Annotated in this window: 14 protein-coding genes, 3 tRNA genes and 1 pseudogene; 6 read left to right on the forward strand and 12 right to left on the reverse strand. The window is 71.8% G+C overall.

The window, feature by feature from the left end; genetic code table 11:
• Positions 1–126 precede the first annotated feature (126 nt).
• Entirely contained in the window at positions 127–2,334 is a 2,208-nt protein-coding gene (locus H297_RS0111220) for an elongation factor G-like protein EF-G2 (RefSeq protein WP_027737120.1), read from the forward strand.
• Positions 2,335–2,488: 154 nt separating this feature from the next.
• Positions 2,489–4,168: a hypothetical protein gene (locus H297_RS0111225; protein WP_027737121.1), complete on the forward strand. Its 1,680-nt coding sequence runs from the start codon at positions 2,489–2,491 to the stop codon at positions 4,166–4,168.
• A gap of 56 nt (positions 4,169–4,224) precedes the next feature.
• Here H297_RS0111225 and H297_RS0111230 read toward each other — a convergent pair whose 3' ends face one another.
• The 7 genes and pseudogenes from H297_RS0111230 to H297_RS0111260 all read right to left on the reverse strand — a co-directional run.
• Positions 4,225–4,764, reverse strand: coding sequence for an HIT family protein (locus H297_RS0111230; RefSeq protein WP_027737122.1), 540 nt, complete (start codon positions 4,762–4,764; stop codon positions 4,225–4,227).
• A 187-nt stretch (positions 4,765–4,951) separates the two neighbouring features.
• The gene (thrS, locus tag H297_RS0111235; RefSeq protein ID WP_027737123.1) at positions 4,952–6,934 is read right to left on the reverse strand and encodes a threonine--tRNA ligase; all 1,983 of its coding nucleotides are present in this window, start codon (positions 6,932–6,934) and stop codon (positions 4,952–4,954) included.
• A 170-nt stretch (positions 6,935–7,104) separates the two neighbouring features.
• The gene (locus H297_RS35840; RefSeq protein ID WP_051351749.1) at positions 7,105–8,022 is read right to left on the reverse strand and encodes a hypothetical protein; all 918 of its coding nucleotides are present in this window, start codon (positions 8,020–8,022) and stop codon (positions 7,105–7,107) included.
• A gap of 133 nt (positions 8,023–8,155) precedes the next feature.
• A tRNA-Val gene (locus H297_RS0111245) sits at positions 8,156–8,227 on the reverse strand.
• A 51-nt stretch (positions 8,228–8,278) separates the two neighbouring features.
• On the reverse strand, positions 8,279–8,752 hold the full coding sequence (locus H297_RS0111250) for an SRPBCC family protein (protein ID WP_027737124.1): 474 nt from the start codon (positions 8,750–8,752) through the stop codon (positions 8,279–8,281).
• A gap of 73 nt (positions 8,753–8,825) precedes the next feature.
• Positions 8,826–8,897: transfer RNA gene (locus H297_RS0111255), tRNA-Val, on the reverse strand.
• A gap of 67 nt (positions 8,898–8,964) precedes the next feature.
• Positions 8,965–9,291 (reverse strand): annotated as a pseudogene (locus H297_RS0111260) (TIGR02611 family protein); the annotation flags it as partial.
• Between the two features lie 199 nt (positions 9,292–9,490).
• Here H297_RS0111260 and H297_RS0111265 point away from each other — a divergent pair.
• Together H297_RS0111265 and H297_RS0111270 are read left to right on the forward strand one after the other, a co-directional pair.
• Positions 9,491–9,904, forward strand: coding sequence for an SsgA family sporulation/cell division regulator (locus H297_RS0111265; RefSeq protein WP_016467747.1), 414 nt, complete (start codon positions 9,491–9,493; stop codon positions 9,902–9,904).
• A 294-nt stretch (positions 9,905–10,198) separates the two neighbouring features.
• Positions 10,199–10,771 carry a CGNR zinc finger domain-containing protein gene (locus H297_RS0111270; protein WP_027737126.1) on the forward strand — a complete coding sequence of 191 codons (573 nt, stop codon included), beginning with the start codon at positions 10,199–10,201 and terminating at the stop codon, positions 10,769–10,771.
• A 107-nt stretch (positions 10,772–10,878) separates the two neighbouring features.
• On the opposite strand, the gene H297_RS43695 is transcribed toward H297_RS0111270, so the two are convergent.
• Positions 10,879–11,037 carry a hypothetical protein gene (locus tag H297_RS43695; protein ID WP_199787180.1) on the reverse strand — a complete coding sequence of 53 codons (159 nt, stop codon included), beginning with the start codon at positions 11,035–11,037 and terminating at the stop codon, positions 10,879–10,881.
• A gap of 108 nt (positions 11,038–11,145) precedes the next feature.
• Complete coding sequence (locus H297_RS0111280; protein ID WP_027737127.1) at positions 11,146–11,637, reverse strand: hypothetical protein; 492 nt, start codon at positions 11,635–11,637, stop codon at positions 11,146–11,148.
• A gap of 103 nt (positions 11,638–11,740) precedes the next feature.
• On the opposite strand from H297_RS0111280, the gene H297_RS0111285 reads away from it, so the two are divergent.
• A complete protein-coding gene (locus tag H297_RS0111285; RefSeq protein ID WP_027737128.1) occupies positions 11,741–12,262 on the forward strand; it encodes a DsbA family protein in 522 nt (173 codons plus the stop codon).
• Positions 12,263–12,281: 19 nt separating this feature from the next.
• Here H297_RS0111285 and H297_RS0111290 read toward each other — a convergent pair whose 3' ends face one another.
• From H297_RS0111290 to H297_RS35845, 3 genes are all read right to left on the reverse strand, one after another.
• The gene (locus H297_RS0111290) at positions 12,282–13,130 is read right to left on the reverse strand and encodes a GNAT family N-acetyltransferase (RefSeq protein ID WP_027737129.1); all 849 of its coding nucleotides are present in this window, start codon (positions 13,128–13,130) and stop codon (positions 12,282–12,284) included.
• 82 nt (positions 13,131–13,212) lie between these two features.
• A complete protein-coding gene (locus tag H297_RS0111295; protein WP_027737130.1) occupies positions 13,213–14,034 on the reverse strand; it encodes an aminodeoxychorismate lyase in 822 nt (273 codons plus the stop codon).
• Positions 14,031–15,179: a chorismate-binding protein gene (locus H297_RS35845; RefSeq protein ID WP_078513919.1), complete on the reverse strand. Its 1,149-nt coding sequence runs from the start codon at positions 15,177–15,179 to the stop codon at positions 14,031–14,033. The genes H297_RS0111295 and H297_RS35845 overlap by 4 nt, the downstream gene beginning before the upstream one ends.
• A 150-nt stretch (positions 15,180–15,329) precedes the next feature.
• Between H297_RS35845 and H297_RS0111305 the strand changes: the two genes are divergently transcribed.
• Positions 15,330–15,402 (forward strand) — tRNA-Gly (locus H297_RS0111305).
• Positions 15,403–15,416 lie beyond the last annotated feature (14 nt).

Here is a 15,416-nt window from a genome sequence, read left to right on the forward strand (position 1 = left end):
GTCGGGCGCCGTCCCACGTATGGACGCCTGTCGACAGCGGTGGAAAGCTCGAACGGAACCGGTGGTCTTCGCGACCCCTCGGCCCCTCCAGCGTGCTCCATCAGGTGACGACGGAAGGCGGGACACATGGCCGACAAAGCGAACGCACACCCCGGAGCCGCCGGCAGGGCAGCGGCGGCCGACCGTCCCGCGGCGCTACGGAACGTGGTGCTGGTCGGCCACAGCGGTGCCGGCAAGACGACTCTGGTCGAGTCCCTCGCGCTCGCCTCCGGCGCGGTCACCCGGGCGGGCAGGGTGGCGGACGGCACCTCGCTCTCCGACCACGACGAGATGGAGCACCGCCAGCAGCGTTCGGTGCAGCTCTCTTTGGTGCCGCTGGTCTGGGACGGCATCAGGATCAACGTCGTGGACACTCCCGGGTACGCGGACTTCGTCGGGGAGCTGCGGGCGGGGCTGAGGGCGGCGGATGCCGCCCTCTTCGTCGTCTCGGCCAGCGACGGGGTGGACGGGGCGACCCGCCTGGTGTGGCAGGAGTGCGCGGCCGTGGGCATGCCGCGGGCGATCGTCGTCACCCACCTGGACGCCGCACGGGCCGACTTCGACGAGGTGGTCGCCGACTGCCAGGACGCGTTGGGCGGCGACGACCCGGACGCCGTCATCCCCCTCTACCTGCCCGCGTTCGGCGACCGCAGGGCCGACGGCACCGCACCGGTCACCGGCCTGGTCGGGCTGCTCACCCGGCGGCTGTTCGACTACGCCGGCGGCAAGCGCGTCGAGCGTGACCCGGGCGAGGCGGAGCTGCCGCGCCTGGCGGAGGCCAGGAACAGGCTGATCGAGGGCATCATCGCGCAGAGCGAGGACGAGACCCTCATGGACCGCTACCTCGGTGGCGCGGAGTGCGACGCCAAGACACTGATCGAGGACTTGGAGAAGGGCGTGGCCCGCGGTGCCTTCCACCCCGTGCTGGCCGTGGCGCCCGCGGCCGACGGCGCCCGGCAGGCACTGGGCACCGTCGAACTGCTGGAGCTGATCACCGGCGGCTTCCCGACCCCGGAGGAGCACGGCATCCCCGCCGTCACCACCCCGCAGGGCGCCCCGCGGCCCGCGCTCTCCTGCGACCCGGCCGGACCGTTGGCCGCCGAGGTCGTCAAGACCTCCTCCGACCCGTACGTCGGACGCATCTCCCTCGTCCGGGTCTTCTCCGGCACCCTGCGCCCCGACGAGACCGTGCACGTCTCCGGGCACGGCATGGCCGACCGGGGCCACGAGAACCATGACGTCGACGAGCGGATCGGTGCCCTGTCCGCGCCCTTCGGCAAGCAGCAGCGCAGCCTGGAGGCGGCCATCGCGGGCGATCTGGCGTGCGTGGCCAAGCTCGCCCGCGCGGAGACCGGCGACACCCTCTCCGCGAAGGACTCGCCCCTGCTCATGGCCGCATGGGCGATGCCCGACCCGCTGCTGCCCGTCGCCATGGAGGCGCACAGCAAGGCGGACGAGGACAAGCTCTCGCAGGGGCTGGCCCGGCTGGTGGCCGAGGACCCGACGATGCGGCTGGAGCAGAACCCCGACACCCACCAACTCGTCCTGTGGTGCATGGGCGAGGCCCACCGGGACGTCGCCCTGGAGCGGCTGCACTCCCGCTACGGGGTACGGGTGGACACGGTGCCGCACAAGGTGGCGCTGCGCGAGACGTTCGGCTCACCGGTGACCGGGCGCGGCCGGCACGTCAAACAGTCGGGCGGGCACGGGCAGTACGCGATCTGCGAGATCACCGTCGAGCCGCTGGGCAACGGCGCCGGCATCGAGTTCGTCGACAAGGTGGTGGGTGGGGCGGTACCGCGCCAGTTCATCCCTTCGGTGGAGAAGGGCATCCGCGCCCAGGCCGCCAAGGGCGTCGCCGCGGGCTACCCGCTGGTGGACGTGCGGGTCACCCTCTTCGACGGCAAGGCACACTCCGTGGACTCCTCCGACGCGGCCTTCCAGACGGCGGGCGCCCTCGCACTGCGCGAGTGCGCGGCCCGGGCGCCGGTCCACTTGCTGGAGCCGGTGGCCGACGTGGAGGTCACCGTGCCCGACGACTATGTGGGCGCGGTGATGAGCGACCTGTCCTCGCGGCGCGGCCGGGTGCAGGGAACCGAGCAGGCGGGCCCCGGCAGCACGGCGGTGCGGGCGTCGATCCCCGAGATCGAGATCGACCGGTACGCGGTCGAGTTGCGGTCGATGTCGCACGGCACCGGCCGCTTCTGCCGCAGCTACGCGCGGCACGAGCCGATGCCCCAGCAGCAGGCCGCCCGCATTCTCCAGGAGGAGGGGCCGCGGAGCGGCAGCCACTGAGGCGGCACGGACGGCGGTCGCCCGGAAGGGTTCGGCTGAGGCAAGATGTGTGTCGACCACGGCTGTTGGGAAGCCGTCGTGGTCGACGGCACTTGTCGGGCCGAAGCCGGGCCTGCGGGCGCCGTGAGCCAGATCCGAGCGGAGTGGGGGCCCAGTGGCCGGATTCGACGATCTCAGCAGTCAGACCGACGTGGTGTCCGACTTCTCCCCAGGTGCTCAGGTCCCGCTCTCCGGTCCCGGCCAGGGCGGCCAGACCGCGGCGACCCAGGCACTGGCCTCCGCCGCCTACCGGGACGACGAGGTCGGCAAGCTGGTCGCCGCCAACCCCGAGGCCGGCTTCAAGAAGGCCAAGATCTCGCTGTTCGAGCCCAACCTGGGCGAGGCCTACGCCCGCGCCGTCCAGACCAGGCTGCTGGGCGGGGCCCGCAAGCCGCTGATCCAGTCCTTCGGGACGGAACCGCAGTCGGTGGTCGAACACTGTCTGGCCGCCACCCGCGTGCGCAAGCAGCGCGACTCCAAGCTGACCCTGGTGATGGTCCTGTTCGGGGTGCTGTTCCTGCCCGGGGTACTCCTGTGGCTGCTCGCCTTCCAGTTGCGCCGTATGATCGCCGGCTCCAAGGACCGGCGGGCGGGCGCGCTGGGCATGGTGGCGCTGGTCGCCGTCGGTGCGCTGGCGGTGCTCTTCGCGGTGCTGCTGCCCTTCAGCGGCTTCTGGGGCATCTATCTGCGGGCGATGCTGGTGGCCCCGGTCGTGGGCGGCCTGTGGGCCAAGCAGATCTGCGAACGCTACGCCAAAGACCTGCGCGCCCGCTGGGAGAGCCTGCTGGGCGGCACCGGGGTCGGCGCCAAGATCCCCGAGGCCGTACCGCAGGACCCGGGCGACGCCGGCGCCGAACGCATCCGTCTGGGCCTGGCCAAGGTCGCCGCCGAGCAGGCCAGCAACGTCGTCTACTACGCGGGCCCCAAGGGGATACTGGGGATGGGCACCCGCTGGGGAAGCTGGCAGCTCGCCGAGGAGCTGACCCCCGCCCGGGCCGACGAGGAGATCAATCCGTTCCGCAGCTGGGACGTCATCCGCGCCATCCACGACCAGCTCCGCATGCTGGAACGCGGCCCGTTGCACACCGGCGGTTTCCCCGCGCCGTCGATACGGCACTGGGTGGTGTCTCCCATCGCCGAGGGCGCCAAGGAGATCAAGCGCCCCGAGGGCCAGGAGATCGAGGGTTACCGCGTCAAGGACTTCGAGATCCAGCGCATCTGCAACGAGCAGCAGTTCGGCGCCGGCAACCGCCACTACCTGGGTGTCCAGTTCGTGCTCTGGGACGGTCAGCTCGTCATCACTCTGCTGATCAGCGTCACCGTGCTGCACCACACGCTGCGCATCGAGGTCACCGGGCACGCCCTCGGGCCGGTGGACGGGCTGTTCACCAGCGGCCCGAAGGCCAAGACGAAGGAGGTCGCCAAGAGCGTCAAGTTCTGGGAGACCCGCACCGTCAACCTGCCGCTGGTGGAGGCGAGGGAGGTCGTGCGCCTGTCCGCGCGCGCCCCCTTCACCTGGTTCCCGCCCGTCCTGGACTTCCTGGGCGGCAAGCTCAGCCTGCCCGAGCCCTTCGGGCTGCGGCACGCCTGGGCGAAGAAGCCGTGGCGGCACCGCTTCATGGCCGACGACGCCATGCGGGCGGCCACCCCCGTGCTGCGGGTCGTCCACGCGGCGGCCATCCGCGTGCTGAAGGAGAACGGCTGCGACGTGGAGCAGTTCGGCAGCCGCTCGCTGAACCTCAGCGCGGCGGTGCAGGACGCCAAGCCGATGCAGGCCGACGTCTACGACGCCTGAGCGCCCTGCGTGCGGAGCGTCACCGTGTCAGCGGGAAGCCCCGCGCCGGTGGGTCGTCACCACGCCTCGGCCAGCATCACCCGGGTGTCCGCCAGCAACTGCGGCAGCACCCGGGTGTGACCGACCACCGGCATGAAGTTGCTGTCCCCGCCCCAGCGGGGCACCACATGCTGGTGCAGATGAGCGGCGATGCCCGCGCCCGCGACACTGCCCTGGTTGATCCCCAGGTTGAAGCCGTGCGCCCCGGACACACGGCGCAGCACGGTCATGGCACGCTTGGTGAACTCGGCCAGCTCGGCCGTCTCGGCCTCGTCCAGCTCCGTGTAGTCGGCGATGTGCCGGAAGGGGACGGTCAGCAAGTGGCCGCCGTTGTAGGGGTAGAGGTTGAGCACCGCGTAGACGTGCTTCCCCCGGGCGACGATCAGCCCGTCCTCGTCGGACTTGTCCGGGATGGAGCAGAAGGGACAGCCGTCCTCGGCCCCGGGGCCGCTGGGCTTGTTCTCGCCCTGGATGTAGGCCATCCGGTGGGGGGTCCACAGACGCTGGAACGCGTCCGGCGCCCCCACTCCGATCTGCTGCTCCGGCTCACTCGTCATACTCGCCACCTTATGCTCCTGGCAGCGCCTGACACGAGGAGGGGGCGACCCGCCGGGCTGCCCCCTCCTCGTGTCCACACCTGCCCCTCCGGGCCCACCTGAGTTGAGCTTCCGCTGCGCCTTCCCGTTGGATCGGCCTCCCGTCGGCGGATCTCCCCGCCGAGCGGAGCGCCGCGCCGGCCGGGCCTCACACCTGGGTGCGACGCTCCACGGCCTCGGCGATCTCGCGCAGGGCCTCGTCACGCGGGATGCCGTTCTTCTGCGAGCCGTCCCGGTACCGGAAGGAGACCGCGCCGTTCGCCACGTCCTCGTCGCCGGCGATCACCATGAACGGCACCTTGCTCTTCTGCGCGTTGCGGATCTTCTTCTGCATCCGGTCGGAGGAGGAGTCGACCTCCATCCGCAGCCCCTCGGCCTTCGCCGCCGCCGCGAACTCGGTCAGATACGGCACGTGGTCGTCCCCGATGGGGATGCCGACCGCCTGCACGGGCGCGAGCCAGGCCGGGAACGCGCCCGCGTAGTGCTCCAGCAGGACGGCGAAGAACCGCTCGATGGAGCCGAAGAGAGCACGGTGGATCATCACCGGCTGCTGGCGCGAACCGTCGGCCGCCGTGTACTCCAGCCCGAAGCGCTGGGGCTGCTGGAAGTCGACCTGGATCGTGGACATCTGCCAGGTACGGCCGATGGCATCCCGGGCCTGGACGGAGATCTTCGGCCCGTAGAAGGCGGCCCCGCCCGGGTCCATGACCAGCTCCAGGCCCTGCTTCCCGGCCGCCTGGCGCAGCGCCTCGGTGGCCTCCTCCCACTCCTCGTCGGTGCCCAGGAACTTGTCGGACTCCGGGTCGCGGGTGGACAGCTCCAGGTAGAAGTCGGACAGGCCGTAGTCGCGGAGCAGGTTCAGGACGAAGGTGAGCAGGTTGTCCAGCTCGTCCGGCATCTGCTCCTTGGTGCAGTAGATGTGCGAGTCGTCCTGGGTGAAGCCTCGGGCGCGGGTGAGGCCGTGCACGACGCCGGACTTCTCGTACCGGTACACCGTGCCGAACTCGAACAGGCGCAGCGGGAGTTCCCGGTAGGAGCGGCCGCGGGCCCGGAAGATGAGGTTGTGCATCGGGCAGTTCATCGCCTTGAGGCGGTAGTTCTGCTCGTCGAACTCCAGCGGCGGGAACATGCCCTCCGCGTAGTGCGGCAGGTGCCCGGAGATCTCGAACAGCCGCTCCTTGGTGATGTGCGGGGTGTTGACGAACTCGTAGCCGGACTCCTCGTGCCGCTTGCGCGAGTAGTCCTCCATCACCTTGCGGATGACGCCGCCCTTGGGGTGGAAGACGGCCAGCCCGGAGCCGAGCTCCTCGGGGATGGAGAAGAGGTCCAGCTCGGTGCCGAGCTTGCGGTGGTCACGCTTCTCGGCCTCGGCGAGGAACTCCAGGTATTGCTTGAGCTCGTCCTTGCTGGGCCACGCGGTGCCGTAGATCCGCTGGAGCTGCGGGTTCTTCTCGCTGCCCCGCCAGTAGGCGGCAGCCGAGCGCATCAGCTTGAAGGCGGGGATCAGGCGGGTGGAGGGCAGATGCGGGCCCCGGCACAGGTCCTTCCAGCACAGCTCGCCGCTCTTGGCGTCCAGGTTGTCGTAGATGGTCAGCGCGCCGGTACCGACCTCCGCTGAGGCACCCTCGGCGGCGTCCGCCGCACTGCCCTTGAGGCCGATCAGCTCCAGCTTGTAGGGCTCGTCGGCCAGTTCCTCGCGGGCGTCCTCGTCGGTGGTCACCCGGCGGGAGAAGCGCTGCCCCTGCTTCTGGATCTGCTGCATCTTCTTCTCGATGCGCTTGAGATCCTCGGGGGTGAACGGCTCGGCGACGTCGAAGTCGTAGTAGAAGCCGTCCTTGATGGGCGGGCCGATGCCCAGCTTGGCCTCGGGGAAGAGCTCCTGCACGGCCTGGGCCATGACGTGGGCGGTGGAGTGGCGCAGGATGTTCAGCCCGTCCTCGCTGGTGAGCTCGACGGGCTCGACCACCTCGCCGTCGGCCGGCTCGTAGGCGAGGTCCCGCAGTTCCCCGCCGACGCGTACGGCCACGACGGAGCGCTCGCCCTCGAAGAGCGCGGCGGCCGTCGTGCCCGTCGTCACCACGCGCTCTTCCCGCTCGGAATCGCGTTGGATGGTCACACGGGCATCTGACACCGGTCTCTCCTGACTCTCACCTGGGATACGCGGCCGGGCCGCGTGGGGGGCGGACACCGTCCGCGCCGTCGAATCGTACCGAGCCGCAGGCCCCGACCGCGAAACGGTCACCGGCTCCTCCGGGTTCCCTCCCACCGGGCTCCGCGGGAGACGGGGCCCGGTTCCCCCGGTCAGTTGCCAAGGCCGCGCTCGAAGGCGTCGAGGTCGCTGCGCAACCGCTTGAGCAGCCGTTCCCGTGCGGCCTCGGGCGCGGAGACGGGCGCCACACCGTGGACCCCGCTGAGCCGCCGGAAGCCGCCCCTGCTCTCAAGCAGTCCGCTGACCCGCAGGGGGAGCCCCGCAAGGTGGGCGTGGACCGCCAGGCGGTAGCCCGCCTCGTCGAGCCGGGCCCGCACCTGGGTGACCTCGGCCCCGGCGAGCACGTCCAGTCGCACCGCCCCGGCCCCCTTTGACCCCGCACGCCGCAGCCGCACGACGGTACCGGTCACCCGTACGGGCACGGAGGGCTCGCTGCCGACATAGTGCCGGCCGGCCGCTTCGAGGGCCGGCAGGTCGCCGGGGGCGAAGCGCAGCGGCGCGGGACTCGGGGGGCCACCCGGTGGAGCTCCCGCCGTCGCCGACCAGCAGCACGAGATCCGCACGCCTTCCGTGCCGCGCAGCAGGTGACAGAGGGACTCGGTCAGTTCGGCACAGCAGCCGTCCGTCACCGCGGTGTCGAAGTGCTCCGTGGCTCCGGTGTCGCGGTAGCGGCGGGCGGCGTCCGCAGTGGCACGCAGCGCCTGCACCAGCGCGGCGGCCGTCCGGGGCCCGTCGCCGTCGGGTGGCCGGAGGCGGGCGGTCAGCAGCCGTCCGGGGGCCCCGGGCCCGGACGGCTCGTCGAAGCGGACTTCTTCGAGCACGGCATCGGCCCGGCGCTCGCCCCGCGCCCCGTGGTAGCCGGTACGCCGATGGGCCGCGAGAGCGGCGGCGCGCAGCACGGCGCGGGCGGCCGTGCCCAGCTTCTGCCGGGCGCGCCAGGTCGCCGCGGCATTGCTCGCGGGCAGTTCGCGCCCGAAGTGGATCTCGTCGTCTCCGGCGGCGGCTCGCATGGTGCTCTCCGTGTCCCGACCCCTCCCCGTCGTCCCTCTCCTGACCAGGCGACGGCGGCGCAAACGGGCACACGAGAAGAGGCCGTCCCGTCCTGCGACGGTCCGGCCTCGGTGCTTCGATGTGAACTGGGGGTGGGCGATACTGGGTTCGAACCAGTGACCTCTTCGGTGTGAACGAAGCGCTCTCCCACTGAGCTAATCGCCCCGGGTGTCCCGTCGGTCGCCCGACGGCACGTGCAGAACCATACAGTGCGCCTCACACTTCATCCAAACCCCTTTCCAGCAGGGCTCGGAGACGGCGTTCGCCGGCCCGCATCATCGCCGTGTGATTGGCGACGAGAAGGGGCCGCGCGGGCAGCGCGAGGAGACGCAGCGACCGCCTGCGCAGCTCCACGTCCTGCTCCCAGAGCGCGGCAGCGCCATCTCCGGCGGCCCGTACGGTCCAGCGGGCCCAGCCCGTCATGTCGCCGCCCATGCCGATCTCCAGCACCCCGGCAGCGGGGTCCTGGCGAAGGGCACGGAGGGTGACGGTGAGTGTGTAGGGCAGGACGGACCGGAAGCGTGCGGTGCCGATGTCGGCGCCGGTCCCGGTGAGGGCGCGCACCTGGGGCCACCACCGGGGGTAGTGCTCGGCACGTTCGAGGACCGCGTAGACGCGCGCCGGGGAGGCAGCCAGGTGCCAGGTGGTGCGGAAGCGGTAGTGGTGGCGGGAGCCGGGTCCGGTACCCACAGGCGCGTACCTCCCGGCCCGGCAGACAGCCGGGGCCCGGAAGCGGACTGCTTCCGGGCCCCGTGCACGGCGGTGGGCGATACTGGGTTCGAACCAGTGACCTCTTCGGTGTGAACGAAGCGCTCTCCCACTGAGCTAATCGCCCGCTGGCGCGCACCACATTACCGCATGTCAGAGGGTGCTCCCGACCGTCACCTCGACTGCTTGCGCTCCTTGCGGGCGGCGCGGTGCTCCTTCCACCGCCGGGTCCCCTCCCGGTACTTGCGCTTGGTCCACCGCAGGACGTGCTGCGCCCAGACGAACTCGGTCGCCCACACCGCCATACCGCCGAAGATCACCAGCCACCCGGGCCCGGGGAGGGGCAGCATGATGATCCCGCCGACCACGATGGCCAGGCCCACGACGAAGATTCCCACCCGCCAGCTCACGTGGAGGGGGCGCGAGGCCTTGATGAAATCGGGGGCGCGCGAGCCGAGCGGTTTGTCCGCAGGAGCATCATCGCGGGTGCCAAGTGGCATCTCGTCACTCTCCGCACTCATGGTGGCCAAGGTACCCGACCCCTTCCGGTCACGTCGGTTCACTCGATCGGGCTCATTTCTCAAACGTACAAGAGCCATACGAAGGACCGGATTCCGGGCAAATCCGTCAGAGGGGTTTACAACCGGCGCGTAAGTGGCATGTCGATTGCGCCGACGTGCGAACCCCCGAGCGCACACTGAGCGAAAGGCCCTGGCGCTTATGAACACAACGGTGAGCTGCGAGCTGCACCTGCGCCTCGTTGTTTCGAGCGAGTCCTCACTGCCTGTACCAGCGGGCCTGCGGTACGACACGGCGGACCCCTACGCCGTACACGCCACTTTCCATACCGGTGCCGAGGAGACCGTGGAGTGGGTTTTCGCCCGCGATCTCCTGGCCGAGGGCCTCCATCGGCCCACCGGCACCGGGGACGTGCGGGTCTGGCCGTCCCGCAGCCACGGGCAAGCCGTGGCATGCATCGCCCTCAGCTCCCCGGAGGGTGAAGCCCTGCTCGAGGCCCCGGCGAGGGCACTGGAATCCTTCCTCAAGCGGACCGATGCGGCCGTGCCGCCCGGTACCGAGCACCGTCACTTCGACCTCGACACAGAGCTCTCGCACATCCTCGCCGAGAGCTGAGAAACCGCCGGTTACCGCGGCCGTCCGACTCGGGGCGACGGTCCGCGGGCCCCGGCAGCCGTGTGCCACGGCACCCTTTCGTGTAACGGCACACTGCGACGCCGCCGCCGCGTACGTGTACGCGGCGGCGGCGTCGCTGCGCGGGAAGGCGCTGCGCAGGAGGGCGTGGAGCACAGAGGCGCGGGGGGCGTGGTGCGGGGAACCCGGACGGGAACGGCGGCGTTCGACACGGAGGGAGCGGCTAGGCTCTCCCGGCAGCGACCGGATGTTCCCGGACACGGCAGGAGCGGTCCCGTGCAGATCAACCACGACACCCGGTGCGCGCTCGACCAGGTGGTCGGGCTGCTGAACACCGTGGCGGACGGTGAGACCCCCGACACGCTGGTGTCCGTGGCCGACCTGGGCGACTACGTCGAGCGGCACAGCGTCAGCGGCGTCGGCGCCCTCGCCGAGGAGGACCTGCGGGCCGTGCGCGCGGTGCGGGACCGCTTCGCGCAGGTGTTCGCCGCGCAGGACGCACGGACTGCCGCGCACCTGGTCAACGCGCTGGTCGCCGAGGCCGGCACGACCCCGCAGCTCACCGACCACGACGGCTACGACTGGCACGTGCACTACTTCGCGCCCGGCGCCTCGGTCGCCCAGCACCTGGCAGCGGACGGCGGGATGGCGCTGGCCTTCGTCCTGGTCTCCGGAGAGCGCGACCGGCTGCGGCGCTGCGAGGCGCCGGACTGCCGCCGTGCCTTCGTGGACCTGTCCCGCAACCGTTCCCGCCGCTACTGCGACAGCCGCACCTGCGGCAACCGGCTGCACGTCGCCGCCTACCGCGCCCGGCAGCGCGAGTCGACGGACGCCGCGTCGCGGAGCTGAGCCCCGGACCGGCTCCGGACCGGCTTCCGGGTCGGCCAGGCCGCCGACGGGCTCCGGGCGGGTCAGGGCCGCACCGGCCGGGCCCCGAGCCGATGGACCGCGGCCGATCACAGCAGCAGGTCGTGTGCTCCGGCGACGCCGAGCAGCACCGCGATCACGGCGAGGAACAGCATCAGCGGGGGTTGCGAGAGTGCGTACAGGCATCCCTTGGATTCGGAGGGCGGCAGCTCGTCGAGCTCGAGCGCGGAGTTCGGCGGTGTGTCCATCTCGCCGCGATCATGTCGCAGCCCACCGGGACGTTACCGACCGTACTCCTCCATTCCGGGCGAACTCCGTGGAAAGTCCGTTATGGGCCGAGCTGACGTGCTAGGGCGCTAGATGCCGTGCTTCTTGAGAATCGCCTCGATGTCGGAGAAGTCCTCACCGGCGTCGGCAGCGGGCTGGGCCTCCTTCTCCTTCCGCTGCGCCGCCGGAGCGGAGGTCAGCGCCGGGGTGTCCGCGGCGGGCTCGGTGGCGGCGGGCGCCTTCTTTCCCCGGGCCTGCTTCCTGTCCCGGCCCGCCGCGGCGGGCCGGGCCGCGGCACGTCCGGAGGCCGCACGGGCCACGACCCACAGCACGACGGCGCAGGCCAGCACGGCGAAGCCCGCCCAGACGGTAGGTTTCAGCACCAGGTCGGCCGCCCAGCCGCCGAAGGCCCTGCCGATCTTGCCCGCGAGGCCGACCAGCCCGGACATGGCGAGCCCGACCGGCACCAGCGCGACGGCGGCGATGCGCGTCGCGGCGGCGAAGCGGCGACGCCATGCCGTGAGGAAGGCGATGGCCAGGCCCGCCGCGGAGAGCGCGGCGCAGACGGTGGTGGTGAGCATGTCTCCATCGTGGCACCGCACGGGCCGTCGCGGCCATGTCCGGGGCCCGGATCAGGGAGATCTCGGGGTCGGGCGCCCTCCCTGGGGCTGAGAGACTGACGTCATGGACAACACCTCGCCCTCCGGCACCGCCTCGTCACCGGTCACGCTCGATGTGTGGTGCGAGTTGCAGTGTCCGGACTGCCACCGGGCCCAGGCCGACCTGCGGACGCTCCGCGAGCGGTACGGCTCCGCGCTGGAGGTCCGGCTGCGGCACTTCCCGCTGGAGAAGCACCGGCACGCCTACGCCGCCGCGCAGGCGTTCGAGGAGGCGTACGAGCAGGGCAGGGGCGACGCGTACGCGGAGGCGGTACTGGCACGCACTGCCGAGCTGGACCGCCAGGGTGAGAAGCTGCTGGTCGAGGTCGCGGAGGAACTGGGCCTGGATGCGGGCGAGTTCGAGACCGCACTGATCGACGGCCGGCACCTGCTGGCGGTGGATGCCGACCAGGCCGAGGGCAAGGCGATCGGGGTGACGGGCACGCCGACGTACGTCATCGGCGGTGAGAAGCTGGACGGCAGCAGGAGCCAGGAGGGGCTGCGGGAGCGCATCGAGGGGATCGCCGACCGACTGCTGGCGGACTGAGGACGCTCACGGGCTGCCACTACCGCAGCTCCTTGACGTGGAACCGCTCCACCGTGCGGTAGCCGAGCGAGGTGTAGAGGCGCGACGCGCGGGTGTTGTCGGTGAAGACGTTGAGGCCGAGGAGCCGGGCGCCGACAGCCAGGCACTCGCGTTCGGCCGCCAGCATCAGGGAACGCCCGTGGCCCTCCCCGCGCCGCTCGGGATGGACGACGACATCGAAGACCCAGGCGTTCACGCCGGGGCGGGGCAGGGTGGCGAAAGCGAGCCACAGCGAACCGATGTCGGCGCCGTCATGGGTGAGGACGCGGAGCGCGACGCCCTCGGTGGCGGGGCCGTCGGGCAGTTGGGCGAGCCGGGTGGCCTCGGATCTGGCCACCGCCTGGTCGCGGTCCATGCCGCGGCCGAGGAGACCGTCGACGTAGGTCGCGGCGGAACCCTCCCACCAGGCGGGGAACTCCGCGGCCGACAGCGGCCGGGCAGCGGTACCCGCAGGCAGCACCGGCGAGCTGTGCACCTCCTTGACCCGGTGCCTGCTGCGCTCGGTGTAACCGAGCGCGGTCAGCAGATGCACACCCGGTGCGTCCTCGTCCGCGGCCACCGGGACCGAGGCCTCCACGTGGGTGCATCCCCAGCGGCGAAGCACCTCTTCGGCAGCCAGCGCGGCCACGGTGCCCCTCCCCCGCCGGCGCTCGCCCTCGTGGATGTACAGCCGGTCGATGCGGCCGAAGGCGGGGCCGCCGCCCCCGGCCGGGCCGAGCAGGTCGACGGCGCCCACGGGACGGGAGTTGACGCAGATCTCGTACCCGCGGCGGCGTCTGCCCTCGGCGGTGCGGCTCTCGGGCGCGGCGGGGCGCAGGGTGGTCGTCACGCTCCGGTTCTACCCGTACACCGCCGACCGGCACCACCCGAGAACCGCTCGCGGACAGGGACGGGCGGCCGCACGGCGGGGGTCACGGGTCGATGTCGGCCGCGGAGCGCTCTGCGAAGACCCGCATCGCCTTGCTGGTCACGGCGCCGGGTGCGCCGGCGAGGGGGCGCCCGTCCAGACGCGAGACCGCCTGGACGTCCCGCAGGCTGGAGGTCAGGAAGATCTCCTCCGCCTGCTCCAGCGCGTCCATGGACAGCTCCGTCTCGTGCGCGCCCGTCCACTCCAGGACCAGGGCCCGGGTGATGCCGGCCAGGCAGCCGGAGGTGAGCGGCGGGGTGTGCAGTTCACCGTCGAGGACGAGGAAGACGTTGGAGCCGGTGCCCTCGCACAACTGGCCGTGGGTGTTGGGGAACAGCGCTTCGCTGGCGGCCTGTTGCCGCGCCCTGGCGAGAGCGACGACGTTCTCGGCGTACGAGGTGGTCTTCAGCCCGGTGACCGCCCCGCGTTCGTTGCGGGTCCACGGGACGGTGACGACGGAGGTCGCGTCGGGCCTGCGGGTCGCCTCACCGAGCGCCACGACGAGCGTCGGGCCGGCCTCGCCGCGGTCCGAGCCGAGCGGCGAGAGGCCGCCGGTGTAGGTGATCCGCAGGCGTCCGTAGGCCATCGGGTTCGCGGTGACGACGGCCTCGCAGGCGCGACGCACCTCTCCGAGGTCGGGCTCGGGCAGGCCCAGGCCGCGTGCGGAGGCCGCGAGGCGACGCAGGTGGCGGGTGAGGGCGAAGGGCGCGCCGTCCGTGGTCTTGACGGTCTCGAACACGCCGTCGCCGACCGTCAGCCCGTGGTCGAGCACGGAGACGTTCGCGCTGTGGGCGTCCCGCAGGCCGCCGTCGAGCCAGATCTTCACTGCTGTTCACCTCGGGAGCCTTGAGGGGCCGGTGCGTCACCGGGCGGGCACGGGCCGGTTCCGGTTCGCGCCGCCGGCTGTCCTGCCGCCGTCTCGCCTTCGTCGTACTCCTCCGACGCTACCGCGAGCAGCCGGGAGGCCTTCAGCTCGGTCTCCCGCCACTCCTGCTCCGGGTCGGAGTCCCAGATGATCCCGGCCCCGGCTCCGAACCGCAGCCGGGCGCGCGGGTGATCGCGCTCGATCCAGAACGTCCGTATGCCGACGGCCAGCTCGCCCACGCCCCGGTCGGCGTCGACCCAGCCGATCCCGCCGGTGTACGGGCCGCGGGGCACCGTCTCCAGCTCGTCGATCAGCCGCAGGGCGCTCGACTTGGGTGCGCCGGTGATCGAGCCGGGCGGGAAGGTGTTCTCCAGAAGCTGCGCCCAGGGCCGCTTGGCGTCCTGCGGGAGCTGCCCGCGCACGGTGGAGACGAGGTGCACCAGCCCGCGGTAGGGCTCGGGGGCGCACAGCGCGGGGACGGTGATGGAGCCGGGCTCGCACACCCGGCCGAGGTCGTTGCGGACCAGGTCGGTGATCATCACGTTCTCCGCCCGCTCCTTCTCCCCCAGGTCCGCCGCCGAGCGTCCGGTGCCCTTGATGGGGCCCGATTCGACGGTGTGGCCGTCGCGGCGCAGGTACAGCTCCGGCGAGGCCGTGGCGATCTCGATGCCGTGGGCCGACAGCCGGACGGTGCCCGCGTGGGCGGCCGGTGTGCCCTGGGCGAGCCGCGCGGTGAGCTGGTCGATGTCGCAGGCGGAGGGGGACGGGTCGGGCAGCGGCGCGGACAACACCCGGCAGAGGTTGACCTGGTAGACGTCGCCGGCGGCGATCGCCGCGCGGATGCGCCGTACCCCCTCCGTGTACGCCTCGCGGTCCAGGGAGCCGGACCAGTCACCGGGTGCCGGGCCCCGCCAGCGGCCGGGCACGGGTGCGGGCATCGGTGCGGGGCGCACGTCGCCGAAGCGGGCGCAGCGCAGGCCGCCCTCGTAGTCGGCGACCACGGCCCACCAGCCCGTGGAGTCGAGGGCCTCGGGATCGCTGGTGACGTCGCGGAGATCGGTGGCCAGACGAGCGCCCAAGCGGGCGAGCGGGGTCAGATCGGACACGGCACCGAGTCTATGGGCGCCGCTGAGCAGCCACACTGCACAAACCGAATTTGAGCTGGCCCGGGAATCAGCTAAAGTTCAACACGTCGCCGCGCGTGAAAGCGCCCGGGGGCGAGGCATCCGGCCGGGCCGCAACCCGAGCGGACGCCTGCGGACGTGGCTCAGTTGGTAGAGCATCACCTTGCCAAGGTGAGGGTCGCGAGTTCGAATCTCGTCGTCCGCTCGATGTGGGGGATC

Source organism: Streptomyces sp. CNT360 (assembly GCF_000424785.1).

What these genes read in the sequence shown, in the direction of transcription:
- H297_RS0111220 (WP_027737120.1), top strand. Translation starts at nt 127, where the DNA reads ATGGCCGACAAAGCGAACGCACACCCCGGAGCCGCCGGCAGGGCAGCG.
- H297_RS0111230 (WP_027737122.1), bottom strand. Translation starts at nt 4,764, where the DNA reads ATGACGAGTGAGCCGGAGCAGCAGATCGGAGTGGGGGCGCCGGACGCG.
- H297_RS35840 (WP_051351749.1), bottom strand. Translation starts at nt 8,022, where the DNA reads ATGCGAGCCGCCGCCGGAGACGACGAGATCCACTTCGGGCGCGAACTG.
- H297_RS0111265 (WP_016467747.1), top strand. Translation starts at nt 9,491, where the DNA reads ATGAACACAACGGTGAGCTGCGAGCTGCACCTGCGCCTCGTTGTTTCG.
- H297_RS43695 (WP_199787180.1), bottom strand. Translation starts at nt 11,037, where the DNA reads ATGGACACACCGCCGAACTCCGCGCTCGAGCTCGACGAGCTGCCGCCC.
- H297_RS0111280 (WP_027737127.1), bottom strand. Translation starts at nt 11,637, where the DNA reads ATGCTCACCACCACCGTCTGCGCCGCGCTCTCCGCGGCGGGCCTGGCC.
- H297_RS0111285 (WP_027737128.1), top strand. Translation starts at nt 11,741, where the DNA reads ATGGACAACACCTCGCCCTCCGGCACCGCCTCGTCACCGGTCACGCTC.